The 25,469-nt window shown below is 30.8% G+C and carries 24 protein-coding genes; 10 read left to right on the forward strand and 14 right to left on the reverse strand.

Going from position 1 to position 25,469, the window contains the following annotated elements; translation table 11 throughout:
* The first annotated feature begins 88 nt into the window (after positions 1-88).
* Positions 89-628 carry a TetR/AcrR family transcriptional regulator gene (locus PTZ02_RS13810; protein WP_274228383.1) on the forward strand — a complete coding sequence of 180 codons (540 nt, stop codon included), beginning with the start codon at positions 89-91 and terminating at the stop codon, positions 626-628.
* A gap of 51 nt (positions 629-679) precedes the next feature.
* Here the strand turns inward: PTZ02_RS13810 and PTZ02_RS13815 are convergent, their stop codons facing one another.
* From PTZ02_RS13815 to PTZ02_RS13825, 3 genes are all read right to left on the reverse strand, one after another.
* Complete coding sequence (locus PTZ02_RS13815; RefSeq protein ID WP_274228384.1) at positions 680-1,306, reverse strand: flavodoxin family protein; 627 nt, start codon at positions 1,304-1,306, stop codon at positions 680-682.
* A 119-nt stretch (positions 1,307-1,425) separates the two neighbouring features.
* A complete protein-coding gene (locus PTZ02_RS13820; RefSeq protein ID WP_274228385.1) occupies positions 1,426-2,874 on the reverse strand; it encodes an MDR family MFS transporter in 1,449 nt (482 codons plus the stop codon).
* 158 nt (positions 2,875-3,032) lie between these two features.
* Positions 3,033-3,455, reverse strand: coding sequence for a pyridoxamine 5'-phosphate oxidase family protein (locus tag PTZ02_RS13825; protein ID WP_274228386.1), 423 nt, complete (start codon positions 3,453-3,455; stop codon positions 3,033-3,035).
* 118 nt (positions 3,456-3,573) lie between these two features.
* Between PTZ02_RS13825 and PTZ02_RS13830 the strand changes: the two genes are divergently transcribed.
* Positions 3,574-4,509 carry a helix-turn-helix transcriptional regulator gene (locus PTZ02_RS13830; RefSeq protein ID WP_274228387.1) on the forward strand — a complete coding sequence of 312 codons (936 nt, stop codon included), beginning with the start codon at positions 3,574-3,576 and terminating at the stop codon, positions 4,507-4,509.
* A gap of 83 nt (positions 4,510-4,592) precedes the next feature.
* On the opposite strand, the gene PTZ02_RS13835 is transcribed toward PTZ02_RS13830, so the two are convergent.
* The 4 genes from PTZ02_RS13835 to PTZ02_RS13850 form a co-directional block, all read right to left on the reverse strand.
* A complete protein-coding gene (locus tag PTZ02_RS13835) occupies positions 4,593-5,678 on the reverse strand; it encodes a hypothetical protein (protein ID WP_274228388.1) in 1,086 nt (361 codons plus the stop codon).
* An 11-nt stretch (positions 5,679-5,689) separates the two neighbouring features.
* Positions 5,690-6,832, reverse strand: a complete 1,143-nt coding sequence (locus PTZ02_RS13840; RefSeq protein WP_274228389.1) for an SPFH domain-containing protein — start codon at positions 6,830-6,832, stop codon at positions 5,690-5,692.
* A 150-nt stretch (positions 6,833-6,982) separates the two neighbouring features.
* Positions 6,983-9,925, reverse strand: a complete 2,943-nt coding sequence (locus PTZ02_RS13845; protein WP_274228390.1) for a DEAD/DEAH box helicase — start codon at positions 9,923-9,925, stop codon at positions 6,983-6,985.
* Positions 9,926-9,972: 47 nt separating this feature from the next.
* Complete coding sequence (locus PTZ02_RS13850; RefSeq protein ID WP_274228391.1) at positions 9,973-10,554, reverse strand: LysE family transporter; 582 nt, start codon at positions 10,552-10,554, stop codon at positions 9,973-9,975.
* A 172-nt stretch (positions 10,555-10,726) separates the two neighbouring features.
* On the opposite strand from PTZ02_RS13850, the gene PTZ02_RS13855 reads away from it, so the two are divergent.
* Positions 10,727-11,611: a LysR family transcriptional regulator gene (locus PTZ02_RS13855; RefSeq protein ID WP_274228392.1), complete on the forward strand. Its 885-nt coding sequence runs from the start codon at positions 10,727-10,729 to the stop codon at positions 11,609-11,611.
* A gap of 58 nt (positions 11,612-11,669) precedes the next feature.
* Here PTZ02_RS13855 and PTZ02_RS13860 read toward each other — a convergent pair whose 3' ends face one another.
* A complete protein-coding gene (locus PTZ02_RS13860) occupies positions 11,670-12,437 on the reverse strand; it encodes a class I SAM-dependent methyltransferase (protein WP_274228393.1) in 768 nt (255 codons plus the stop codon).
* A gap of 16 nt (positions 12,438-12,453) precedes the next feature.
* Positions 12,454-13,848, reverse strand: a complete 1,395-nt coding sequence (locus PTZ02_RS13865; RefSeq protein ID WP_274228394.1) for a L,D-transpeptidase family protein — start codon at positions 13,846-13,848, stop codon at positions 12,454-12,456.
* Between the two features lie 199 nt (positions 13,849-14,047).
* Between PTZ02_RS13865 and PTZ02_RS13870 the strand changes: the two genes are divergently transcribed.
* The 5 genes from PTZ02_RS13870 to PTZ02_RS13890 all read left to right on the forward strand — a co-directional run bounded on the left by PTZ02_RS13870 (position 14,048) and on the right by PTZ02_RS13890 (position 18,620).
* Positions 14,048-14,506, forward strand: a complete 459-nt coding sequence (locus tag PTZ02_RS13870; protein WP_274228395.1) for a MarR family winged helix-turn-helix transcriptional regulator — start codon at positions 14,048-14,050, stop codon at positions 14,504-14,506.
* Between the two features lie 15 nt (positions 14,507-14,521).
* The gene (locus PTZ02_RS13875) at positions 14,522-14,941 is read left to right on the forward strand and encodes a pyridoxamine 5'-phosphate oxidase family protein (RefSeq protein WP_274228396.1); all 420 of its coding nucleotides are present in this window, start codon (positions 14,522-14,524) and stop codon (positions 14,939-14,941) included.
* 149 nt (positions 14,942-15,090) lie between these two features.
* Positions 15,091-15,711, forward strand: coding sequence for a TetR/AcrR family transcriptional regulator (locus PTZ02_RS13880; RefSeq protein ID WP_274228397.1), 621 nt, complete (start codon positions 15,091-15,093; stop codon positions 15,709-15,711).
* Between the two features lie 93 nt (positions 15,712-15,804).
* Positions 15,805-17,361 carry a DHA2 family efflux MFS transporter permease subunit gene (locus PTZ02_RS13885; protein ID WP_274228398.1) on the forward strand — a complete coding sequence of 519 codons (1,557 nt, stop codon included), beginning with the start codon at positions 15,805-15,807 and terminating at the stop codon, positions 17,359-17,361.
* Positions 17,362-17,387: 26 nt separating this feature from the next.
* A complete protein-coding gene (locus tag PTZ02_RS13890) occupies positions 17,388-18,620 on the forward strand; it encodes an HlyD family secretion protein (RefSeq protein WP_274228399.1) in 1,233 nt (410 codons plus the stop codon).
* 75 nt (positions 18,621-18,695) lie between these two features.
* Here PTZ02_RS13890 and PTZ02_RS13895 read toward each other — a convergent pair whose 3' ends face one another.
* Together PTZ02_RS13895 and PTZ02_RS13900 are read right to left on the reverse strand one after the other, a co-directional pair.
* Entirely contained in the window at positions 18,696-19,304 is a 609-nt protein-coding gene (locus PTZ02_RS13895) for a cupin domain-containing protein (protein ID WP_274228400.1), read from the reverse strand.
* Positions 19,305-19,429: 125 nt separating this feature from the next.
* Positions 19,430-20,005: a TetR/AcrR family transcriptional regulator gene (locus PTZ02_RS13900; RefSeq protein WP_274228401.1), complete on the reverse strand. Its 576-nt coding sequence runs from the start codon at positions 20,003-20,005 to the stop codon at positions 19,430-19,432.
* 172 nt (positions 20,006-20,177) lie between these two features.
* Between PTZ02_RS13900 and PTZ02_RS13905 the strand changes: the two genes are divergently transcribed.
* A complete protein-coding gene (locus PTZ02_RS13905) occupies positions 20,178-21,362 on the forward strand; it encodes an MFS transporter (protein ID WP_274228402.1) in 1,185 nt (394 codons plus the stop codon).
* 86 nt (positions 21,363-21,448) lie between these two features.
* Here PTZ02_RS13905 and PTZ02_RS13910 read toward each other — a convergent pair whose 3' ends face one another.
* From PTZ02_RS13910 to PTZ02_RS13920, 3 genes are all read right to left on the reverse strand, one after another.
* Complete coding sequence (locus PTZ02_RS13910; RefSeq protein ID WP_274228403.1) at positions 21,449-22,003, reverse strand: GNAT family N-acetyltransferase; 555 nt, start codon at positions 22,001-22,003, stop codon at positions 21,449-21,451.
* Positions 22,004-23,455 (reverse strand): MFS transporter, encoded by a 1,452-nt coding sequence (locus PTZ02_RS13915; RefSeq protein ID WP_274228404.1) that lies wholly within the window; start codon positions 23,453-23,455, stop codon positions 22,004-22,006.
* Positions 23,456-23,713: 258 nt separating this feature from the next.
* Positions 23,714-24,205: a GNAT family N-acetyltransferase gene (locus tag PTZ02_RS13920; protein WP_274228405.1), complete on the reverse strand. Its 492-nt coding sequence runs from the start codon at positions 24,203-24,205 to the stop codon at positions 23,714-23,716.
* A 309-nt stretch (positions 24,206-24,514) separates the two neighbouring features.
* Here PTZ02_RS13920 and PTZ02_RS13925 point away from each other — a divergent pair, with 309 nt between their 5' ends.
* Entirely contained in the window at positions 24,515-25,465 is a 951-nt protein-coding gene (locus PTZ02_RS13925) for an AAA family ATPase (RefSeq protein ID WP_274228406.1), read from the forward strand.
* The last annotated feature ends 4 nt before the right edge of the window (positions 25,466-25,469 follow it).

Genomic DNA, 25,469 nt, shown 5'->3' on the forward strand with positions numbered 1-25,469 from the left:
GTAACATCACTTTTTGTATAGTATAATGTAGCTATAAAAACTTTTCAATAGCATACACACGAAACGTTACAAAAGAAGGGATATTGTTATGGCAAATAAAAAAAGTAACATACAGAATAAGTTAACCAAGGAAAGTATTTTTACTGCTCTTATGATTCTAATGGAAAACAAGCCTTTTAATGAGATTTCTATAACTGAAATAACAAAAAAGGCTGGTGTATCACGAATGGCCTTTTATAGAAATTATACTATTAAAGAAGACATTATTAATATTTACATAGAAGAACTGTTTCAAGAGTACTTTAATGAGATAAAACCACATGAAGAAAAATTTAACTACGAAAATGTTCGATTATATTTTTCGTACTTTAGAAAACATGATAAGTTGATTTCTAACTTGATTAAGTCAAATTTATCTAATATGCTCCTTGAAAAATGTATAGAATCTTTTTATGTTCTATCTCAAGATATTTCATGTAATAGATCTTATCCTCCTGAAAAACAGAAACTTTGGATTGCACTTTTAGTAGGTGGACTATACAATGTATTAATTGAATGGGCAAAAGATGGCATGAAACAAAGTGATGAATATATGGCTCAAACAGTATGTGAATTTATGAACGAGTAATTATAAAAAAGCAATCAGTATAATATTGAATTATGCTGATTGCTTGCTATATTAACGTATGAAATTAGTACCTTGTCTTGGTTCTCTTTCTGGTAACTTAACTCCATTTTCTTTTCCTGCTTGTATACACTTTAAGATCCAAGCCATATTTCTACCTAATGTTCTCATTGTCTGCATACCTTCTAAATCTTGAACCACTTCCTCTGGTGTATTTCCATGAACCATATTCCAATACTGAGAAGATACCACAGGCATATTAGATATAGTAAAATATTTATTTAATTGATCAAAAGCTGCAGTTGATCCTCCACGGCGACAACTTACAATCGCAGCTCCGGGCTTATTTTCAAAGCAATTTCCTGCATAAAACACTCTATCTAAGAAAGATGTAATTAATCCTGACGGAGCTGCATAATGAACAGGGGATCCAAATATAAGTCCATCGGCTTCCTTAATCTTCTCTAACGCAATATTTACAGTGTCATCATTAAACACACATTTCCCATCACCATTTCTACGACATCCGCCACATGCCATACAGCCACGTATAGGTTGACCTCCAACATGGAAAATTTCTGTTTCTATATTTTCTTTTTCTAGTTCCTTCGCCACTTCACTTAACGCAGTATAAGTACAGCCTTTAGCTTTTGGACTTCCATTAATAAGTAATACCTTCATTTTATTCACCTCATATAATATAAATACTATCTATCTTTATTATAAATATAATAACTAGTATAAAGAAAGTAAGCACTTTTCTGTAACATAGTAACTAAATAGAAAGTAATATAATATTCTTATATTTCTTTAACTTCTTTAGGTATTATAGCTGTTAAAGCTAATGACACCACACTTATTGCTATAAATATAATAAATAAAACATGTAATGAACTACTTAAAGAAAGCTTTACTTGCTCCATAGTTACTGCACCATTAGTAGAAACTAACTTATAAAGGTTACTAGGGTCCACCCCGCTTATTCCACGATTAGTAAAATATTTAACTATGTACAAGTTAAATATGCTTCCAAATACACTTACACCTATTGTTTGTCCTATTGTTCTAAGCAATGAATTTGCAGCTGTCGCAGCACCTCTTTTATTATATTCCACTGATTCTTGTATAACGATGGTAAGTATAGTAAATGCTCCACCGAAACCAAAACCCATTATAGTTGCATATATTATTACCAATAATAATGATGAATTAATGCCTAGAGTAGGTAGTAATATAGTACTAATTAATAATATTACATTAGATATAAATATTACTACTTTTGCTCCATATTTTATTATTAATTTTCCTAGTACTACTGAAGCTATAAGCCAAGATACTGACATTGGTGCAAGTGCCAAACCTGATATTTTAGCATCAAATCCTAATATATTTTGAATATAAATAGGCATATAAACATTTGCTCCTATAAGTACTGCTGAAGCTAGAAAACTTATTAAATTCACTAATGTAGTAGTTTTTGTAAATATATCAAAAGGAATAATTGGTTCCTTTGCTTTTCTTTCAACCCTATAAAAAATCACTAAAAGAACAACTGTCAATATCATAGATATAATGATAAACACGTTATAATTAACGTTTATTTTTTCACCTGATAAGAAGATATTTAAAAATATAACCATAGCTAATGATAATGTAATAATTCCAGCAAAATCTATATCATGCTTTTTCTTTTCAAAGTTTTCTTTTAAGTTCCTTTGAAGAAGTATTATTGATAATATACCAAACGGCAGGTTTATAAAGAATATCCAGTGCCAAGATAAAGTATCTATTAATACCCCTCCTAGGAAAGGACCTAATAGACTCGCAATCCCCCATACTGTTCCTATGCTTCCTTGAACCTTTGGCCTTTCTTCTAATGTAAATACATCTCCTACTATTGTATATGTTACAGTAAATATCGCTCCTGCTCCTAACCCTTGAATTGCACGAAATGCTATTAGCATATACATGCTCTGTGATAACCCACACAATGAACTTCCAACTAAAAATATTATTATTCCAATTGTAAGCATATTTTTTCTTCCATATAGATCTGATAACTTACCGTATATCGGTGTAGAAATTGCAGATGTTAATAAATATACTGAAAAAACTAAACTAATAATTTCAAATCCCTGTAAGTCTTTTACTATAGTTGGAATAGCTGTGGTGACAACTGTTCCTTCTACTGCACCTAAAAACATTGCTACCATTAATGCTATTACTATACTTCTCTTTTTCGAATTCATTCCTTATATTCCTTCCTTATTTATAATCCTTAACTTTAAGTATAAATTATACCCTATAATTTAATACATAACAATTAACTCAGCTTTCACTTAGATAAATTAAAATGAGAAAGCTGAGTTTCTTATTAATTGAACTTAAAACCCTTATTATTAAAATATTATAATGTTACTTTACCAGTTTTATTTGGTCCTAATATAACATTGGCCTCATTAAATTTAATTTCATAAAAATCTAGAATATGTCCTGAACTTGAGATTAGTCCTTCTTGCTCAGGGAATTTTTTTATAATTATGGACTTTATTTTATCAACGTCTCCCTCACACTTATTTACAGTGGCATCTGCAACCCTTATTACCTCACTTGTCCCATCTGGAATTGTAGTAAATGAAACCTTTTTATTTTTCTCTAATTCAATAGTTTTTTGAGTTCCTTTGAAAGTTAGAAAATAAATGACTCCTTGATTTTGAGCATCATAGCTATATGATAAAATTCTAACATTAGGTAAATTGTCTTTTGAAGTTGCTAGCGCAATATTTTTACTTTCTTCCATCAGTCTATTAAATTCCTTTAAAAAATCCATTTTCATTCTCCTTTTGTATATAAATTTTCTACCCATTTATACTAACACATGAAACCATGACAACTATATGTCATGGTTATGTGCTATAATTAAAAAAAATTATTTTAGGGTGATGTAATTGAAAATAGACAGATTAATATCCATTGTTATGATTCTACTTGAACGCAAAAAAATTAGTGCCACAAAGCTAGCAGAAATGTTTGAAGTTACTCCAAGAACAATATATAGAGATATTGAAACAATAAATATTGCTGGTATCCCAATTGTCACTTATCCTGGAGTTAATGGTGGTATAGGGATTATGGAACAATATAAAATAGAAAAAAAGCTCTTTACTATTTCAGATATTCAGGCATTGCTAATTGGACTTGGAAACATTCACTCCTCTATTAAAAGTGAAGATATCCTTAATACAATTGCAAAAGTAAAGGGATTAATTCCAGAAGAACAAATTAGTGATATTGAATTAAAATCAAATCAAATTAGTATTGATCATTCCCCATGGTTCGGAAATAAAAAAGTAACCCTTAATGTTGAGGAAGTTAAAACTGCTCTTAATGAAAATAGGCTTGTATCTTTTGAATATTCAGACCAAGAAGGGGAAAAAAGTAAGCGGAAAGTTGAGCCTTATAGATTAATCTTAAAAAATTCAAACTGGTACTTACAATGTTACTGCACTACTAGAGAAGATTTCCGTATTTTTAGGTTATCTCGTGTTTCCTCCCTAGAAGTTCTTGAGGAAACTTTTATACCGAGGGAATTTGATTATAGACCTTTAGAGGTTTCAAAAGATGTAGAGAAAATGTACATAACCATAAAACTTCTCATAGACAAATCACTAGTAAATTTAATGAAAGACTTTGCTGGTGAAGAAAATGTTAAACCTTCTGGAGATAATAAATTTACTGTTTACTTGAAATTTATTGAAGATGATTATTGGTATAACATGTTGCTTCGAATGGGAGATAAATGTGAATGTTTAGAGCCTGAACATGTTCGTCTAGAATTAATTAGAAGAATTAAAAATATGCTAAGAGTTTATGAATTAAATTGATAATCTACCTACTAATATAGATATCTCATATAAATATAAAAACAGGCTAATAAATAACCTGTTTTTATATTAAATGAACTATTTTACTTATAATGTCTTAAAATGAAATATCCGATTGCTATAAGGCAAGCCATTCCCAAAAGGAGCTTTATTAAGCTTGTAGGCGCATCTCCTTGTACCTCTCCAGTCTGTCCATTTATAATATACCTATACACCTTATTTTTATATGTATATGAAGAAATCCAAACTGGAACTAGAATATGCTTAAACTTTATATCATTATAGCTTGTTGATATATTAATATTTCCTATCTTTTCGCCTTTATTATTCTCTTTTATGTACGACATTATATCTTCATCAACCCCTCTTTTTGCATTTTCCCATCCTTCTTTTAGTCCAATGCTATACTTCTCAGCTGCAAAACCTGAAAGAAATTTAGGGTCATATGCAACAAGCTCTTCCAAATGGAAGGGTTCTAGCTCCTTCATGAGCTTCTCATCTATTTGTTTAGATGCGTTTATTAGGATATCATCATAATACTTAGAATATTTGCCATTGTTAGTTTTCCATATCATCTTTTTTACTGTTCTTTTTTTAGTATTACCCTCAACCACATAATTCTCAGTAATATGATGATTATTGCCTACTTCAATGGAGTAATCTGAAATAGTATCAACGTCATATGTCCAAAAAGGAATATATATTCCATTCATCTTATCATTCTTATAGCTGGTTCTTAAGGCTTCAGGCGCGTATGGTCTTTTCTTTATCCACTCAGAAAACATTTCATTTGCCTTTTTATCTGAAATCTTAAAAGGAATTAGTGACTCAGGAGCTATTCCTATAGTTCCTTCATTTTTAACCGTATATGCTGAACCACAAAAAGAACATTTAGTTGCAACTTCTAGACTATTAAATACAACTTCACTGCCACAGCTTGTACATTGAACTACTTTGGTTTCACTCCCCCAATCTTTTGATGACAGATCCTCTGCTGTTTTAAAATCATATTCTCTAATGTGCTTATCTTGAGGTAATACCTCTTGACTATTATTACAATATTCACATTTTAATGTTTGCGATTCTGGATCAAATTTCATGTTTGCTCCGCATCCTTGACAAACATAATTATGAACTTCACTAATATTTTGACGTGAGTTATTTTCCATATCGTTTCCTCCTAATTAATCTTTTCTCCACATTCAGAACAAAATTTAACTCCTAAGGGTACCTTTTTGCCGCACTTACCACATACTGTTTCTCTATTCTGCGGAGTACCACATATTGGACAAAACTTCATACTTTCTTCTATTTCTGCGTTACATTTCAAACATTTAGCTTTGGGAGGCATTATAGACTTTCCACATTCTGTACAGAACTTTGAATCAGTTGGAATCTTATGCCCACAAGAAGGACATTGCATTCCACTAACATTTAATTGTGTAGCATTTATTTCTTCGGGTTCTCTTTTTAATGATTCGGTCATAATTGCACCAAAGGCCGCCCCAGCACCTAATCCCATTCCCATATTTATACCTCCTTGACCTGGATTCTGAGCAGCATCTTTAATTGCCTCAGCTGTCTGAAATTTAGTATATTTATTTAAGTCACCGTAAATTCCCATACTTGACTTCTTATCTATTGCCTTTTCCACATCTTCTGGAACTGATATGTTTTCAACATAAAAAGAACTCAGCTGAAGTCCCATAGTATTGAATGAAGTCTGCAACTTTTCAAGCGTTATTTTTCCTAACTCGTCAAAGCTAGATGAAATGTCTAAGATTGATATTTTAGCTTCTCCTAAAATATCTGAAAAACCTGAAACAATAGAACGCCTCAATTGTCCTATTATACTATCTGTTTCAAAAACTCCATTTGTCCCGAATATTTCCTTAAGAAAGGTCAAAGCGTCACTCACTCTAAATGTAAATGCCCCAAACGCTCTTATTCTAACCACTCCGAATTCAGAATCTCTAACAATTACAGGATTCGTTGTCCCCCACTTTTGATCAATAAATTGCTTTGTATTAACAAAATAAACTTCTGCCTTAAAAGGTGAATCAAACCCGTATCTCCAAGATTTTAACAAAGTAAGTACAGGCAAGTTTTGAGTCGTAAGTGTGTATCTTCCTGGTGCAAATACATCTGCTACTTTACCTTCATTTACAAAAATAGCTACTTGAGATTCTCTTACCGTAAGCTGTGCCCCCATCTTTATTTCATTGTTGGCAACAGGAAAGCGATAAACCATCATATCACTACTATCATCAGTCCACTCAATGACTTCAATAAATTGATTCGTAAAAAGATCAAGTAATCCCATAAAACATTCTCCTTTAGTAGTATTTATATAATCCTATTGGTAATCTTATTTTATTTTACCAAAAATTTCTGATTAAATATATGGTTTTAGTAATATGTTAATCCAAAAAACCCTTGATATTCAATCAAGGGTTCATATCAAATATTAAAATTAATCTCTATCAAACAAATTTATTAAATCTTCTATAGATAAAGTTTCAATCAAACTACTATTTTGAAGTTCACCAGTAATAATGCTATTAATAAGTTCTTTTTTATCTTCCTGAAGATTCATTATTTTTTCTTCTATAGTTCCTTTTGCTACTAGTTTAATTACCTCTACTGTATGCGTTTGACCTATTCTGTGAGCTCTATCCGTAGCTTGATCTTGAACTGCAGGATTCCACCATGGGTCTAGGTGTATAACTAAGTTTGCAGCAGTTAAATTCAAACCAGTCCCTCCAGCTTTCAATGAAATTAAAAACACATTCTTATCTTCATTTATATTAAAGTCTTGCACCATTCTTATCCTATCCTTGGGCTTTGTTTTTCCATCTAGACGAAGATATTCTATTTTTTCTTTGTTTAGTTTCTCCTGAATTTTATCTAATGCAGAAGTAAACTGCGAAAACAGAAGAACTTTTCCACCTGAAGCACTGTGCTCTTTAAGTATATTCATTGCAATATCAAACTTTCCACTCCCCCCACAGTAATCCTCTGATACAAGAGATGGATCTAAGCATATTTGTCTTAGTTTAGTTAAGTATGAAAGTATATGAAACCTATCATCACTACCATTTTTTATTTTTGATTTTATTGTTTTTATGTAATTGCCGTATATAGATTTTTGAGGAGCTGTCATTTCAACTAAAAACTTCTTTTCTATCTTATCTGGTAGCTCACTAACCACCTCTTTTTTAGTCCTTCTTAATATAAATGGCTTGATTAGCAACTTAAGCCACTCTAGATTTTCATCTCCACCTTGAACAAACTTTTTTTCAAATTTTTCTTTAGTGTACAGGTAGCCTGGCGATGTAAAATCAAATATAGACCAAAGCTCGGTTAAATTATTTTCAATAGGTGTTCCTGTTAATGCAAACTTTGTTTTAGCATTTATTTTTTTTATAGCCACAGTATTTTGAGTTAAAGAATTCTTTATATTTTGTCCTTCATCTATGACGCAATAATCAAAAGTGATATCTTTATAATAACCTATGTCTCTTTTTAAAACTCCATAGGTTGTTAATATTACATCATATTCATTTATTCCTTCTATTCTTTCAAGTCTTTCTGCTCCATGTAATATTAGCACCTTTAAACTTGGAGCAAACTTATCAAGCTCATCTTTCCAATTATAAAGTAATGATGTTGGGCATATAATTAAAGTCCTTTTTCCTCTTTCAGATAACATGAACGCTATAGTTTGAACTGTTTTACCAAGTCCCATTTCATCTGCAAGTATTCCCCCAAACCCTATTTCACTCAACATTTTAAGCCATTTAAAACCCTTAACTTGATATTCTCTAAGCGTTCCAATAAAACTATCTGGCACCTTTATATCTAACTTATTAAAATTAATTAACTTATTTCCTATTTCATTTAACTCTATCGATTCTTTGATGTCTCCTAATCCATTGCTTTTTATATTTCCATATAAATATAATGCTTTGCTTTTCTCTATCTTTACATTTCCATCTCCAATATTCTCACTTATATCTAATATTTCGAAAAGATTAAAAAAGTGTTTTATTCCCTCATCTTCAAAATCTAAAAACTCATTGCTTTTTGTTTTATAAAACTTAAGTTTTCCTCTATAGGCTTCAAAAACATTATATAATTCATCTTTTCCTATATCCCCTATACTATAAGAAAAATCATAATATCCATCAGTTTCATATAAATCTGACTTAATAGAAGTTGAATTATATATTTTCATGTCCTTAAGTCCATTTCCTAATACTACTTTTCCTAATGAATGAATGCTATTTTCTTTTCTTCTTAATATACTAAATAGTTCTTCATCTCCTCCAATAAACATAAATCTATTATTATGCTTTATAAAACTATTTTTCTCGATTTTCATTAAGAGTTTCTGTTCTTTGTTATAATCTCTTATAAAAGAATCCTCATTCTTACTTTCATTTAATATATTTATTTTTTTGTTACCATAAATTAAAAATACATCACAGTATATTTTATTATCTTCTAGATAAACATTAAATTCCGGACTAGCTATATTCGTTGCATAATTTCTTAAGACTTCTGAAATATTAATTTCCTTTGTAATTCTACTTAGTATGGAAATCAGCTTATTATAGCTATCTATATCTTTTTTATAAGTTATCTTTCCATGTAAACTTAGTTTTTCATGTATATTAGGGTAATTTTCAATTTGATTTTTAGATGGTAAGTAAATCTCATTCTTAAAATAATAGACATCATTGTTTGTATTCAGTGAAATTGGAAGTTGCTTGTGAGTTGTTAGTACAATACGATTATTATCCTCTTTTAAGTTAAAGGTTATAGGTAAATCTCTATAAAAAATTGGAACTAAAAATTCTATATAATCATACTTAAATTTAATTTTTTTATTTTCTATTCCTTCTAGGAACCCTCTTAATTCATTAGGTTTAAGTTTAATTTTCTCGCTGCTTAATGATTTTTGCCCCTGATAGTATATAGAATCTTTATCTACTATCCTAATAAGCCTTGCAGTGCTTATATTGTCTGATTTTTTAGTTTCTTCTACTGCTATACTTTTTGCATTTTGACTTCCTTCTTTTTTATTCACTAAAAGCAAATTTAAAAATTTATAACTTGTGGCAGTTATATGACTACACATAAAGGTGTATCCACTTGAAGCAAATTCTTTGAATTCATCACAAGAGCATTCTACTCCATCTAATCTTTTTTTCTGCAGATTGATTTTAATATGAACATCATATTCTCTAGGTTTATTTTTATCTCTAACTCTACCGTAAATATGATATATATTATCTATCTTTTTACTTTTAAAATAAGTAATTAATCCCTTATCTAGGGCGTTTTCTCCTTCTCTTTTCATAACATTAGAAGCAGACTTAAATAATATTGATTTCAATTCAACTAACTTCAAGTAATCACTCCCTTCCACTCATAAATTGTATTATAGCATAGGAAGTTTTATATAACTAAGGTAATTGCACTATATACTAAAAGTAATGCCATTATTGTATTAACAATTGCATTATATTTTTCAAAAAACTTCTGAAATACAGCTCCAAAAATAGCCCATGTAAAAACCCCTGTACATCCGAAAATAGTAATTAGTATAGTAAATGCTCCTATTGAAAACATGGAATTATAGTACGGCGTAATAAAAGTAGAAATTGCTGTTATTCCATATAATATAATTTTTACATTCACAAATTGAAGAATAAAACCTGTGATAAAGTTATCCACTTTTTCTTTACCATCTACCTTTTCTTGATGTTTACTTTTTATAACGTGATATGCAAGCCATAAAATATATACAACTCCTATATAAGTCATTACAGGTCTAATTTTAGGAATAATATTAACAAGCACTATGCTAAAGAAGCTACATAATATCATAACTGAAAAGAATCCTGCAAATATTCCTCGAATCAACCCCTGACTTTTTTTCAAACCATGCTTGCTGGTATTTGACATAGCCAAAATATTATTCGGTCCTGGTGTAAATGCCGTTAGAAGTGTAAATGATAAAAATGCTATATAATTCATAATAATCCCCCTAAGTATATGTGATTGAAAAGTATCTATAATGGCTTACTCTATTGCCAAACTTTCCGTAAATTCATACTATCAAAGGCTTATATATTTGTAAAATTGATATTTTCGAATTGACAATTCATTTTTACAAATATATTATGGATATATTATGGGGGTGCGTTAATTGGATATTAGGCATTTTAAAACATTTAAGAGCATTATAGAAGAAGGTAGTTTCTCAAAGGCGGCAGAAAAAATAGGATACACACAGTCTACTGTCACTTCACAAATTCAGCAGCTTGAACAAGAACTTTCAATTAAACTTTTCGAAAAAATAGGCCGCAATATGGTATTAACACCTCTGGGAAAAGATCTGATTCCTTATACAAATGAATTACTTGATACTATAAAGAAAATTGAGAGTATTGGAAAGCATAATGATATTAAAGGGGATTTAAAAATAGCAATTGCTGAATCATTAATGTCATATAAATTGCAAAATGTACTTAAATTATTTAAACAGAAAGCTCCTAATGTAAAGCTATCTATTATTTCTGAAAATTGTTTTGTTATAAACGATATGTTATTAAAAGGTGAGATTGATATTGGTTTGTTGTATGATGTTGGAACTCAACAAGATAGCTTAACTTCTGTTGCCCTTACCGATTATACTCTGGCTTTAGTTTGTTCCCCTTTATTTGAAGATAATCAAATTGATTTTTGCATACCAAACCAAAAAATAAGTACAAGCCTTGTTATAAATGAAGCCAATTGTATTTATAGAAGGATACTTGAGAGGTATTTTCGTGAGAATAATATATCTCTAGATAATACTATAGAATTATGGAGTATCGAGACAATAAAAAAATCTGTTGCTAGTAATTTAGGAATATCTTATTTGCCTCGATTCGTAGTTGAAGAAGAACTTGAGAATAATAAATTAAAAGAACTTACCATAGGATGCTCTGATACTAAAATCACTGCTATTTACTCTTATCATAAGAATAAATGGATTAGCCCAGCTATGTCATTGTTCATGCAACTAGTTAGGGAAGATTTTAAAATATAAATAAAATGGTCAGGAGAACTTTAAATCCCCTGACCATTTTTCTCTTTTATATCATTAATTATTTCCTTGCCAAATATAGCTCTATAGTATCCTGAATGTGAAAAACATTTCCATTCTCATTAATAGCTCGTTCAATCTCGCTTTCAAATAATTGCTTTGTATGTTCTGGCATAGCCCTATGATCTGAATAGGTATTTAGTAAAGAAATATACTCGCTTGCAGAAAATCTACGCATCCCATTATATAACTTCATTTCTACATCTTTAAATCCATAGGACTTTATAGTTTCTGATATCCTTTTATATCGCTCACTAGCTGGTTCTACTGTTTTCATGTTTGCTGGTCTGTATTTTTGATATATACCTTGAATTTTTTCATGAAGGAAATAATCCTCTTTGGCTGCAAATGGTTTATTCCAAAAAAGAGCTATAACTCCATTATTCTTTAATAATCTATGGACCTTAGGATAACCTATATCCTCAGGGATCCAATGAAATGCTGTTGCGGAATAAATTAAATCAATGCTATTATCTTCACATTTAAAATCCTCAAAAGAAACATTACATACTTCAAGATTCTTATATTCCTTAAACTTTTCCTTAGAGTACTCTGCAAGATTTTCTCCTAATTCAACTGCCGTCACTGTACATCCAGTCAGAAGAAAAGGTGGGGTTGCTTGTCCAGTTCCTATTCCAATTTCTATCACCTTTTTATCTTTTGTAAGCTCCGAATACTCAATAATATCATTAAATAATTCTCTACAGTATGTTGGTCTCATCTTATCATAATTCTCTGCATCCTCATTAAATGCAAAACGCAAATCCATATTATACCTTCTCTCTCTATTCTTCATAGCAAATAACAGGCGTTCCTTCTTCAATATTCTCAAAAATTGTTTTCGCTAAATATAATGGAGCATTTACACAACCATGAGTTCCATCATTCTTATATATCTCTCCTCCAAAAGAATATCGCCAACTTGCATCATGTATTCCTATATTCCCATTAAAAGGCATCCAATATGTTACATCCGCTTCATAATTTTCACCTCTTAAAGTAGATCCTTTTTGTTTATAATTAAGCATATATGTCCCAAGCTTCGTGGAATTTCCTCTATTAGGGTTTCCTGTTACTACATCCCCTTGAGTTATTAGCTTTCCATTTTTATAAAACCATAAATGTTGTCTTGTTATATCAATTTCTACATAAGTTTTTCCTATATCATCCTCATCCCTATATAAAGCTTTTTGAGTATATATAGGCTCTTTTTCCGCTACTTCTCCAATCTTTATATTTTCCAGTAACGCCTTTGCTTCTGCTATACTATTAAGCTTCCATCCATAAAAGCCACCTTTAACTTCTACTATTTTACCTATAGATGATTTAAACTTTCTTGTTATACCTACTGTATCATATTTACTGCTTAACTCTTGTAAATATTCTTTAACTGCCTTTTCGCTTATTACTACTTCTAAATCCTCATCAACATTTAACCACTTACTTATTGTATCTCCATCTAATACTTCATCTTTACTCCCAAATTTATAAGTAATTTTTGTTGTTACATATTTATCGAGTAAATTTTTAGTTTCAGTAGTCTTGTCAGATTTTAAAGTGTACTTTGGATTTTCATAGCATTTACTGGTGCTTAAATCCAATTCAGCGTCTCCTTGTAGTATGCTATTTTCTATAGCTTTATTTAAGTTTTCCTTAAGTACTTTATTACCATATACCTCTTCAATCACTTCATATGACCCATTTGAATATTTAAAACTCACATTTTTAGGCTCAATAATGTCTTTCTTTAAGCAACTTAATTCATTTATCTTTTTCCCTAAATTAGTTTTATTGTAAGAATATAAATCATCTACATAATACTTTTGTTTTTTTAATATTGCTGTTATCCATTTAATTGATTTTTGCTTTTCATATACTTCAGAAATATTGTTCTGTTCATTATATTTCATATCTATATCTTGTCCTATTATTTCTTCTGTTACTCCATTTCTTTCATTCAGTTGTAACTTATAACCCTCAACATGACTTTTAAATATACCACCTACATCTTCATGTGACTTTAATGAAACATCTACTCCATTAATCACTGTATTAAAAAAGAAATGCTTACCAAAATATAACGAAACGCTCAAATAAATTAGCACAATTAAAGCTAATGCAATAATAATATTTCCTGTAGTTTTGCTTTTTAAATACTCTTTGATTTTAATGTTCCTCATATAGATTTATACCTTTCATAAAATATGCAAACATAATATTCTCCTAAATAATATGTTGTATTTTTGATTTTAAGACTACTCATGCGGTAATAACTAAAATCTACCATATATTTTATGCAAACCATTTACATTAATTGTATACTAAACTATAATAAGGATAAATTAATTGTATATACAACTAAATTTCAAGGAGCATATTATGAATACAAAAAGACAAGGTGGATTTTTAATTTCTAAAATACATCAACTATCAGGTCGCATTTTTACAGGGAAACTTAAGAAGCATGATCTTTATGAAATAAACTCAGCACAAGGAAGAATTATATTTGTGTTATGGCAAAATGATGAGATATCAATTCAAGAATTAGCTAAAAAAACTGCACTAGAAAAGTCAACACTTACAAGAATGCTCGAAAGACTTGAAAATTCAGGATATCTTAATCGTATCCCTTCTGAAGATGATCGTCGCAAGACTATAGTTAAGCTTACCCATAAAAATGAAAGGCTTAAAGATGATTATGAGCAAGTTTCTAACGACATGTTAGACCTATTTTATAAAGGCTTCACAGAGCAAGATATAGTTAACTTTGAAGCTTATCTTAATAAAATTTATTTTAATCTTTTAAACTTTGAAGAGAACAAAAACAAAAATAAATAAAAGGGGGAACTCAAATTGAGTAATGAAGAGATTATAAAAAAGTCAATTGAATTAATGAATAGCAGCAATATAGCTATGGTAGGGTCAAATGGTGCTGATGGTTTTCCAAATATTAAGGCCATGATAAAAATAGAAACTGAAGGGCTCACCAAAATCTGGTTTAGCACAAACACTTCAAATAAAAGAGTTGCACAGTTTAGAAAAGATCCAAAGGCGTGTGTTTACTTTACAGATCTTGAAAAATGGACAGGCTTAATGCTAGTTGGAACCATTGAAGTACTTGAAGATCCCAAGATAAAGGAGAGATTCTGGTCTGAGGGCTGTGAAGTATATTATCCTCTTGGAGTAACAGATCCCGATTACTGCATTTTATGTTTTACTGCTAAATGGGGAAACTACTATAAATCTTTAATCAATACAACATTCGAATTATAACTTATTAAAAGCTTACTATATACTTAGTAAGCTTTTTTATTTTTATTTGTTTTAGAAACATTTTGTTCATATACGCAAAATTGAATTTATTTTTTATGTATGATATACTAACTGGACAGTTAGTATTATTTATGAGAGGCCGTGTTAGTTTGGATAAAAACAAAGCTCAGGATACAAAACAGAAGCTAATAGATGCAGCTATCGAGGTTTTTTCTGAAAAAGGTTTTGACGGCGCTAGAGTAGACGAAATTGCAGCTAGGGCAAATATAAATAAGGCAATGCTTTATTACTATTTTAATAGCAAAGAAAAACTTTTTGAAGAATTGATTAAGCAATATAAAGAGGATGTAAAAAATTTAAAAAACAGCTTACTTAAAGATGTTGACTTAGATAATGATAAAGATATAGATAAGTTATTCGCTGGAATGTATGATTTTATGTATGAAAAGAAAGATATCTTAAGAATTATTATGATAGAATCTCTTAAATCTACGTCCCAAGATGTAACAATATTTAGCTCTCTTCTTCCTTCTATAGATCTTAAGTTATCAAACTTAAAAGACAAAGGAGTAGAGGTTGAAGATACCACGAGCGTTATGATTAATTCTTTTTTCTATATGCTTTTACCAGCAGCAGGATTTATTATTTTAGGCGATCGATGGATGGATTTTTATGACTTTGATAAAAAAGAAGCCAAGAAGAAATTCTTAGAAAGCTATAAAGAAATAAGAAAAAACTTTATTCACAAAAAAGTTAATAAGGAAATTTAGCAGATATATTTTATATTTGCTATTATTTTTTAATTTTTTGTTAACTAAATAGTTAGTTAAGACGTTTTAAATTTTTCAGAAAGGAAGTGTAATATGGATAAACATGATGAACGCTACATGTGGTTATGTCTTTCAGTTATTGTTGTAGGAACCTTTATGGCAATTCTTGATTCAAGTATTGTAAATGTAGCTATTCCAAAGATGATGACCATTTTTGGTGCGGCCGAAAATCAAATTGAATGGGTACTCACAGGTTATATGTTAACTATGAGTATCGTAATCCCTCTTACGGGTTATTTAACTGATAGATTTGGTGGAAAAAACATTTATATCTTTGCATTAATTGTCTTTACAATAGGTTCTGCACTTTGTGGATTGGCTACTAGTACAAATACTATGGTAGCTTCTAGAGTTGTGCAAGCAATTGGGGGAGGTATGATTATGCCTGTGGGTATGACCATGCTACTTCAAACAGTACCTCTTGAAAAGCGCGGACTAGCCTTAGGTGTCTGGGGAATCGCTGCCATGGCTGCTCCAGCAATTGGACCTACACTAAGTGGATATATAGTTCAATATATGAATTGGAGATTGATATTTACTATTAATATTCCTGTAGGGGTTATTGGTGTTACTCTAGCTGTTCTTCTTTTAAGGAATTCTCCCAAAAACTATAATAAAAGATTCGATTTTGGTGGAGCTATTACATCAGCGACCTGTTTATATACGTTGCTACTAGCTCTAGCAAAGGTTTCTGATAAAGGTTGGACATCTCCTTATACAATTGTACTATTTACCATATCTTTCGTGTCCTTAATAGCCTTTATCATTATAGAATTAAATCATTCTGAACCATTATTAGATCTTAGAGTAACTAAAAATTTTCCATTCACTCTAAGTTTAATAATAAGTACTGTAACTACTATCGCTATGTTTGGTGCAATATTCTTAATGCCTATTTATATGCAAAACTTAAGAGGATATTCTGCGATGCAAAGTGGAATGATGATGCTTCCCCAAGCAATAGTTACTGGAATAATGATGCCAATAAGCGGAAAACTTTTTGACCGTTATGGCGCTAAATGGCTTACTATAATTGGACTTATCATCGTATCTGGTTGTACTTATATGTTAAGTAAATTAACCTTAGATACTCCCTATAGTACTGTTACATTAATAATGGCTGTAAGAGGTTTTGGTAATGGACTTGCTATGATGCCGATGCAGACTGAAGGTATGAACTCAGTTCCCCAGGAACTAACTGCAAGAGCTACTGCATTAAATACAACTATTAGACAAGTTGCTGGCTCTCTTGGTATAGCTATATTAACCACAATTCTACAAAGCAGACAAGCTTTCCATACAGTAATATTTGGGCAATCAATAAACACCAATTCTCCAACACTTGCAAAAGCTCAAGCATTGCTACAAGGAGCTGCTACAGTAAAGGGAATGAATCCCTCCGAAGGGAAAAGTTTATTATTTTTACAAGTATACGGGCAGGTTGCAAAATCTGCAACAGTAGTAGCAATGAATGATACCTTTATAGTTGCAACCGGAATATGTATTGCAGGCGTAATAATATCATTTTTTATAAAGAAAAAAACATCAAATCAAAATAGAACTGAAATTGAACCAGTAAATATGGAATAATAATTACAATATTAAGGAGGATATATATGGAGAAGTCATTAAAAACAACTACTTCAAAAAAAGGTAAGGGGAAATTAATAATTGCAATAGTTGCGGTATTAGTAATTGCTTTAGGTGGTTTTGGAGTTAAATATTATATAGATCAAAAGAGTTACGTAAGCACAGATGATGCAAAAATAACTGGAGATATATTAAATGCCAGCTCAAAAATACCAGGCAAAGTTGTAAAAATTAATATTCATGAAGGTGACACAGTAAAAAAAGGGCAAGTATTATTCACTTTAGAAACAGAACAACTTCAATATCAATTAAACCAATCTCAAGCAGCTTTAGATGTAGCTAAAGCACAACTAGCAAAAGTTGAAGGTGGAGCTCGAGCTGAAGAAGTTGCTGGTGCTCAAGCCCTTGTAGATCAAGCTAGTGCTTCCCTAGGTGGCGCTGATACAACAAAATCAAACCTTCAAAGTACGTTAGATGACGTTCAGTCACAATATAATAGTTTAATAGCTCAAATGGGTAGTTTCAAGAATCCTTCTACTGGAGAATATGATGCTAATTATGCTATTAATCAATTAGATACTGCAAGAGCAAAAGGCTTACTTACAGAAGCAGAGTATACTGTTAAGGCTCAAGCTGTTGAACAATTATTCCAAGGCAAACTACAATATGAAAATCAAATAAACCAATTAAAGGGACAAATTAAAACAGTTGATTCTCAAATTGGTACCGCAAAAGCTGGTTTAGATGGAGCAAAAAGTAAGCTAAACCTAACTAATGCTGGTGCATCTGATAAAGATGTTGCTATAGTTGAAGCTCAAGTTAGTGCTGCGCAAGCTTCTTATGACCTAGCTAAATTAAATTTCAGTAATTCAGAAATAAAAGCTCCTGCTGATGGAACTGTTGTTCAATTAAACATACACGAAGGTGATATGATTGCTGCAGGACAAGCTGCTGTTTCTGTAGTAGATTTAGGTAAACTTCAAGTAACTGCTAATATCTTAGAAGGTGACTTAGAGCACATAAGCCCAAGCGAAAAGGTTAATATGACTATAGATTCTTTCCCTGGTGTTACTTTTACAGGTACAGTTAAGGAAAAGGCTTTAGCAACCTCTTCAGTTTTCAGCTTATTTAGTTCAGAAAATGCATCTGGTAACTTTACTAAGGTAAGTCAAAGAGTGCCAGTTAAAATAACTTTAGATTCAACTGACAAAACATTAATTCCTGGAATGTCTGTAGAAGTTAAAGTAAAGATTAAATAGTAAAAAACAATGCCTGATTAAATGGAGTTAACCACTTAATCAGGCATTATTTATTTAAATTTATTTTATACTTCTTTATTCAGCTGCTTGCGCATCTGCTTTGGTCTGATGAACTGTATCATGTGGATGTTGAGGTGGTGCATAGATAGAATATACCTTTAACGGCCTATTTCCAGTATTGATAACATTGTGCCATGTACCTGCAGGAATCATAATTGCAAATTCATCATAGACTTTTGCTTGAAAATCCAATCTATCTTTATCTTTTCCTATTTTAACAAGCCCTTCACCATCTTCAAGACGGATAAACTGATCAACATCTGGATGAATTTCTAAACCTATATCATCCCCAACATCGATACTCATTAAGGTAACTTGTAGATGTTCTCCTGTCCATAATGCTGTACGAAAAGTATTGTTTTGCTTTGTAACATCATTAATATTAACAACAAATGGTTGTGGCCCATAATCCTTAAGTTGAATTGGATTACTTTCCATTACTGGTTCTGGGAAGAAGAATCTTGAATCAAAATCTGCTGCATCAGCATAGAGATCTTTTGGATAATTCATATCGTATACTGGTGGATTAAAAAAATAAGGACTTGGATAGTTACTATAGTATGGGTCATACATTGGTGGAACTATGAAATAAGGGTTTGGATATCCCCTATAAGTACTATACATCTTATTTCTCCCTTTTAAAGTCTTACTGAATTATAGTATGTTCTAAATTTGGGATTTGTGATTATATAGTCTTTTCAATGATGTTTGTGAAAATATTTTATTTTTATTTTTATTATTATGGACTCTTATATTTTAATTCCTTCAAATGCATAATCTATAAGTTTTCTTATAAAAATTTCATCAATTTCTGCTCCTGTTACTAATAATCTATAGAATATAGGACCCCAAATTAAATCAATACATATTTCTAAATCTAAACCTTTATTTACTTCCCCCCTCAAAATACCACGTTCTAATATCTGTTTTGATATATCTCGTCTTGGAATAAAATATGCATTACGATAAATATCAGCTAATTTAGAATCATATTGTCCTTCTGCTATTATTTCTGTAATTACATTTCCTTTTCTAGTAGTTAGAAACTTTACAAAATTATCTACTTGAATAAACATGTCCTCTATAATTGAACCAGTATCTGGTATCGGAAGTTCTACATTTGTAGCATTTAAAAAACCATCCATGACAACAGCTGCCTTATTAGGCCACCATTTATAAATAGTAGCTTTACTTACCTTTGCTCTTTCTGCAATCTTTTCCACAGTAACTGTCCCAAAACCAGTCTCAATTAACAAATCATATGCTGCGTTAAGAATGTCCGACTTTGTTTTTTCGCTTCTTGGTCGACCTAATTTCTTTTCCATCATGAATCCCTCCGTAATAATCACTAAATAAAATATACACATAATAAACTATACGTATATTATACTATATATTTTTTCATTTTCAACAAAATACATCTTTACAATACTGAACGTTTAGTATATTATATATTTATAAACTGTACGTTCAGTATATAAAAAGGAGTGAATGAATATGGAAAATCTCAATTATGAATCTTCAAAAACTAAGCCTATATTAACAAATTTATTAATTATGGTTATGTCTATATCTTGTGGACTTACTGTTGCAAATTTATATTATATCCAGCCCTTGCTAGCAGATATAGCTAAAACCTTTAATGTAAGTGAAATCAGCGTAGGTTCCGCAGCAATGTTAACTCAAGTAGGCTACGCTGTTGGAATGATTCTTATATTACCCCTTGGAGATATAAAAGAAAGACGTGGACTAATTACATTAATGCTTTTATTTTCAGTTCTATCTCTTTCTAGTATGTTTTTTTCTCAAAATATAACAATGCTAATGATTTCATCCTTTGCAGTTGGATTTACTTCTATTATTCCTCAACTTATTATCCCTTTAGCTGCCCAGTTATCAAATCCAGAAGAAAGAGGGAAAATAATAGGAACAATAATGAGTGGTTTGTTAATTGGTATTCTAGTATCGCGTACCTTTAGTGGTATTTTAGGTGGTTATTATGGATGGAGAATAGTATACATTATTGCTGCAGTTATGATGATTGTTTTAATGATTGCTTTAAATAAACTAATACCTATATGTACCCCTGTTTCTGATGTTAAATATATTGAGTTATTAAAATCTATGGCTAGATTGATTAAAAGTGAATCCGCCTTAAGAGAAGCATCAATTAATGGAGCTATGATGTTTGCAGCTTTTAGTGCATTTTGGACATCTCTTACATTCCTACTTGAAAGTTCTCATTATAACATGGGACCTCAGGCAGCTGGTTTATTTGGATTAGTTGGAATCAGTGGTGCTTTGGCGGCTCCTTTAGTTGGTAGGCTAGCTGATAAAAAAGGGCCTAGATTTGTTATAGGTATCTGCATTTCCATAGTTATACTATCTTACTTGCTATTTCTTTTACTAGGCTTTAAGGTTTTTGGTTTAATTTTAGGTGTTATTTTTCTTGATTTAGGAGTCCAATCATGTAATGTTTCCAATCAAACAAGAGTTCATTCTTTAAATGAAGAAATGCGTAATAGAATTAATACAATCTATATGGTAAGTTTTTTTCTTGGCGGCGCATTTGGTTCTTTCCTAGGTTCCTATAGCTATGCTCACTTTGGTTGGTATGGAGTTTGTACTTTCGGAATTATAACTCAAATAGTAGCAATCATTGTCCATAAAACTGCCAAATAGTTTTACAAATATATATTTTGCATTAACAAATCAAGATGCTATAAAATAGATTAACTTGCATATATAAGCAAATAAGGACTTACCTTTTAGTAAGTCCTAAATTCCTCTATTAATATTGAGTATACTTTTGCATCTCTTGGCTGCCCTTTAATAATCACTTCTTTTCTTAATGTTCCTTCATATGTCATTCCTAACTTTTTTAATACTTTCTCAGATGCTATATTACTTGCCTCACATTTTCCTTCAATACGAATAAATTCCATTCTATCAAAGCCGAACTTAATGACCTCATTTAATGCCTCTGATGCAATCCCCCTTCCCCAATATTGCCTGCTTATAACTGACCCAATAGACGCAGCTTTATCTAGCTTAAAGTAACAACTCACTGTTCCGATTATCCTATTATCAACCTTATCAATAACTGACCAGACTAAGGATCTCCCCTCATTCATTCCTTTAATCAAGTTTTTCAAATGATTATATGTTACATTTTTGTTCTCATGTTTTTCTCTTGGTACGTGGTAAGTAGTTTCTTCATCCGAAAAGACCTCAAACAATTCATCTACGTCTGTTATAGACAACTTTCTAAGAAGTAGTCTTGTCGTTTCTAGACTTGGACAGTTACCAACTTGAGCACTCAATTATTTCCCCTCCATATTTAAATTTATACCAACATCAGCATCTTTATCTTTTTTAGATAATCTATAAAAAGTTAATATTGCTCCAACAAGACTTATTATTCCTGCAGCTATATATACAATCCTCATTCCATATATAAATGCATCATTTCTTCCTGCTACATAATCAGTAACACGATATCCTATCTTAGAGCTCATCATACTATATAAAAGTGTTGTTGCTAAGGCTATTCCACATACCATACCTAGATTTCTTACAAGTGCGTTTACACTTCCTGCTATTCCAAGCTTACTTTTGGGTACAGTTGACATTATAAGAGAATTATTAGGTGATTGAAATAATCCCATACCAATAGACATTGCTCCAATAAATATAACCATGATTAGCAAAGTTGATTTTTCATTTAATGTTGACATTAGTAATAATCCTACGCTTATTAATACCAATCCTATAAAAGTCAATTTTTCTGATCCAATCTTATCTGATAGATGTCCGCTCACCGGTGCTGCAACTGCTAATATTAAAGGATAAACCATAAGTATTAACCCTGTATGTTCTGGCGTATAACTCATTACATCTTGAAGGTAAAAAGGTAAAATAATGTTATTGCAGAATATCGCTACAAAGGTTATAAATCCACAAAATATACTTAAGGAAAACAACTTATTACTAAATATACTTAACTGTAAAAGTGGATTTTCTTTTCTCTTCTCAACAAAGATAAATACTATAAACGAAATAATTGCTACTGCAAAGCTCACTAAAATTATTGGGTTTGTAAAGCCACGGCTTAATCCTTCATCTAGTGCTCCAAAAAGTGGAACTATGGCAAGCATAAATAGAATAGCTCCCACACTATCTATCTTACCTTGTACAATCTTATGAGTATTGGGTAATAACTTAAATGCATAAAACAGTGCAATTACTCCAATTGGTACATTTATTAAGAATATAAATTCCCAGCTTGCTGTACCCACTATAATCCCACCTAATCCAGGTCCTACTAAAGATCCCAAAGCAACAGATGTTCCTAAAAATCCAAGAGCTTTTCCTCTTTCATTCCCGGGAAATACTTCCGTAATGATCCCTTGATTATTTGCCATTGTTCCTGCTGCTCCAATAGCCTGCACTATTCTTGCTATAATAAGTACTGGAAATGATCTTGTTATTCCACAAAGTAACGATCCAAAAGCAAATAATCCTAATCCGAATTTAAACATCTTTGCTTTTCCTAACATATCTCCTAATCTTCCAAATATTAATACCGTTCCAGCTATGGCTATTAAATAACTTGTTGCTACTAATTGAATACTTGATGTTGTTACATTTAGTTCTTTAGCCATTTTAGGTAGTGCTACATTCACAATACTACCATCTAAAGCAGACATAAATGTGGACATTAATACTACTATTAGTATTGACCACCTACTTATATCCTTATTTGATTTTTCCACTTAATCTCCTCCTTTTAAATTAAATCCAACTCTTCATAAATTAACCCTAACCCTAAGTCATCCTTTTAACCTTTTGGTGCTATCATAGATCTTTTTTAATGACTGCATAGTAATATTCTTTTTAATATAAAAAAGTCCTGACTTTCTTTGCACAAAGAAGACAGGATTTTTTAAATTCATTCTTTAATTATTTAAATTTTCATTCAAATTCTTCAACTAATTGTATAGCAAATAACCTTTATAATAGCTGGCTTAACTCTACACACCAAGCCTATAATTGTCAATATCCCTATATTCTCCGAACTTCATTCCCACTTCTTTAATAGTTCCACAAAACTCAAATCCAAATTTTTCGTGCAGCTTTTGGCTAGCTTCATTTCCTGATGTAATAACAGAAACTACCGTATGTGTCCTTTCATCTTTCTTAGCTTCCTTCAAAATAAACTCCATGAGAGCAGCTGCAATTCCCTTTTTTCTATAATCTGCCCCGATATATATTGATAGTTCTACAGTAGTCTTAAATGCTTCCTTTTCACGATATGATGACAAGGATGCATAGCCTGCAACACAATTGTCCACCTCTGCAACATATAAAGGATGATTGTCTATATTATGCATATAAAACCACTCTTTCCATTCCTCCATGGTTTTAGGCTCTAGATCCAAAGTAGCTACTCCATGCTTTACTTCATAATTGTATATCTCTAAAAGTTCATCTAAATCCTTAATTTCAGCTTCTCTTATTATCATATATTGTAACTCCTTTTCTTTTAAAACTTTTTATTTTATGTTAATTAAATTCATATTCAAAAAGGCAAATGACACCCTCTATCCATAAGGCACCTATAAAATATCATAAAAATTATACCATATAATTAATATACTTTACTCTCTTTTTATACCCGTTTACTATATACTTTTTTATTTCCTACACTAGATTATTAGTAATCATATTTTCAATTAATTGTATAGTAAAAAGAGAAATAAAAATTGTCCCTATTGATAAATAATGTAAAAAATATTAAAATTAAGAAAATTAATTTATTGGGGGAATTTTTAATGGAAGTTGTAAAGTTTAAAGAATTTAGAGACAAGGTTTATCAAAATGTCTCTAAAGTTATTATCGGTAAAGAAGACATAATAGACAAAGTACTTTGTGCCTTTATTTGTAATGGACATGTACTAATGGAGGATGTTCCTGGCTTAGGTAAAACAAAATTAAGCAAATCTATTGCTAAAACTTTAGATTGTACCTTTAAAAGAATTCAATTTACTCCTGACCTTTTGCCTTCAGATTTAACTGGAATTTATTTTTTCAATCAAAAATTAGGAGACTTTGAATTTAGAAAAGGTCCTCTTCTAAGCGAATTTGTCCTTGCAGATGAAATAAACAGAGCAACTCCAAGAACTCAAGCTGCCTTATTAGAATGTATGGAAGAAAAACAGCTTACTGTGGAAGGAAATACTATAAAATTAGAACCTCCTTTCTTTGTAATGGCAACTCAAAATCCTGTAGAACAATTTGGAACTTTTCCATTACCAGAAGCTCAACTAGATAGATTTTTTATGAGACTTTCAATGGGATACCCTGAGTTTTCTGAAGAAGAAAATATGATGGATAGATTTATGTTTAATGATCCTTTGGATGAACTTTCAGCTGTAGTAACAAAGGAAGAGATTAAATATGTTCAAGATCATTATAAAGAGGTTCACATAAGCAAAGAGTTAAAAGACTATATATTAACTATTGTTCGTGAAACTAGAAATAATAATAATGTTTCTTTGGGTTGCTCCCCAAGAGCTTCTTTAAACTTAATGAAAGGTTGTCAAGCATATGCGAGTATTAATCAAAGAGATTATGTAATTCCCGAAGATGTTAAAATGCTAGCTATACCTATTCTTAGCCATAGACTAGTTCTAAAAAACCAAATAGGTTCACAATCTGAAAAGTCAGAAGAAATTATTAGAGAAATACTAAGCACTGTTGATGCACCACTTGAAAAAATATAGAGGT

The organism is Clostridium sp. 'White wine YQ', from assembly GCF_028728205.1.
Classification (GTDB): Bacteria; Bacillota; Clostridia; order Clostridiales; family Clostridiaceae; genus Clostridium_T.

Bases quoted from the DNA above. Each gene is read 5' to 3' on its own strand.
- PTZ02_RS13925 (WP_274228406.1), top strand. From the start codon at position 24,515: ATGGAAGTTGTAAAGTTTAAAGAATTTAGAGACAAGGTTTATCAAAAT.
- PTZ02_RS13865 (WP_274228394.1), bottom strand. From the start codon at position 13,848: ATGAGGAACATTAAAATCAAAGAGTATTTAAAAAGCAAAACTACAGGA.
- PTZ02_RS13840 (WP_274228389.1), bottom strand. From the start codon at position 6,832: ATGGGATTACTTGATCTTTTTACGAATCAATTTATTGAAGTCATTGAG.
- PTZ02_RS13825 (WP_274228386.1), bottom strand. From the start codon at position 3,455: ATGGATTTTTTAAAGGAATTTAATAGACTGATGGAAGAAAGTAAAAAT.
- PTZ02_RS13850 (WP_274228391.1), bottom strand. From the start codon at position 10,554: ATGAATTATATAGCATTTTTATCATTTACACTTCTAACGGCATTTACA.
- PTZ02_RS13920 (WP_274228405.1), bottom strand. From the start codon at position 24,205: ATGATAATAAGAGAAGCTGAAATTAAGGATTTAGATGAACTTTTAGAG.
- PTZ02_RS13815 (WP_274228384.1), bottom strand. From the start codon at position 1,306: ATGAAGGTATTACTTATTAATGGAAGTCCAAAAGCTAAAGGCTGTACT.
- PTZ02_RS13860 (WP_274228393.1), bottom strand. From the start codon at position 12,437: ATGGATTTGCGTTTTGCATTTAATGAGGATGCAGAGAATTATGATAAG.
- PTZ02_RS13890 (WP_274228399.1), top strand. From the start codon at position 17,388: ATGGAGAAGTCATTAAAAACAACTACTTCAAAAAAAGGTAAGGGGAAA.
- PTZ02_RS13905 (WP_274228402.1), top strand. From the start codon at position 20,178: ATGGAAAATCTCAATTATGAATCTTCAAAAACTAAGCCTATATTAACA.
- PTZ02_RS13900 (WP_274228401.1), bottom strand. From the start codon at position 20,005: ATGGAAAAGAAATTAGGTCGACCAAGAAGCGAAAAAACAAAGTCGGAC.
- PTZ02_RS13885 (WP_274228398.1), top strand. From the start codon at position 15,805: ATGGATAAACATGATGAACGCTACATGTGGTTATGTCTTTCAGTTATT.
- PTZ02_RS13820 (WP_274228385.1), bottom strand. From the start codon at position 2,874: ATGAATTCGAAAAAGAGAAGTATAGTAATAGCATTAATGGTAGCAATG.
- PTZ02_RS13870 (WP_274228395.1), top strand. From the start codon at position 14,048: ATGAATACAAAAAGACAAGGTGGATTTTTAATTTCTAAAATACATCAA.
- PTZ02_RS13895 (WP_274228400.1), bottom strand. From the start codon at position 19,304: ATGTATAGTACTTATAGGGGATATCCAAACCCTTATTTCATAGTTCCA.
- PTZ02_RS13835 (WP_274228388.1), bottom strand. From the start codon at position 5,678: ATGGAAAATAACTCACGTCAAAATATTAGTGAAGTTCATAATTATGTT.
- PTZ02_RS13810 (WP_274228383.1), top strand. From the start codon at position 89: ATGGCAAATAAAAAAAGTAACATACAGAATAAGTTAACCAAGGAAAGT.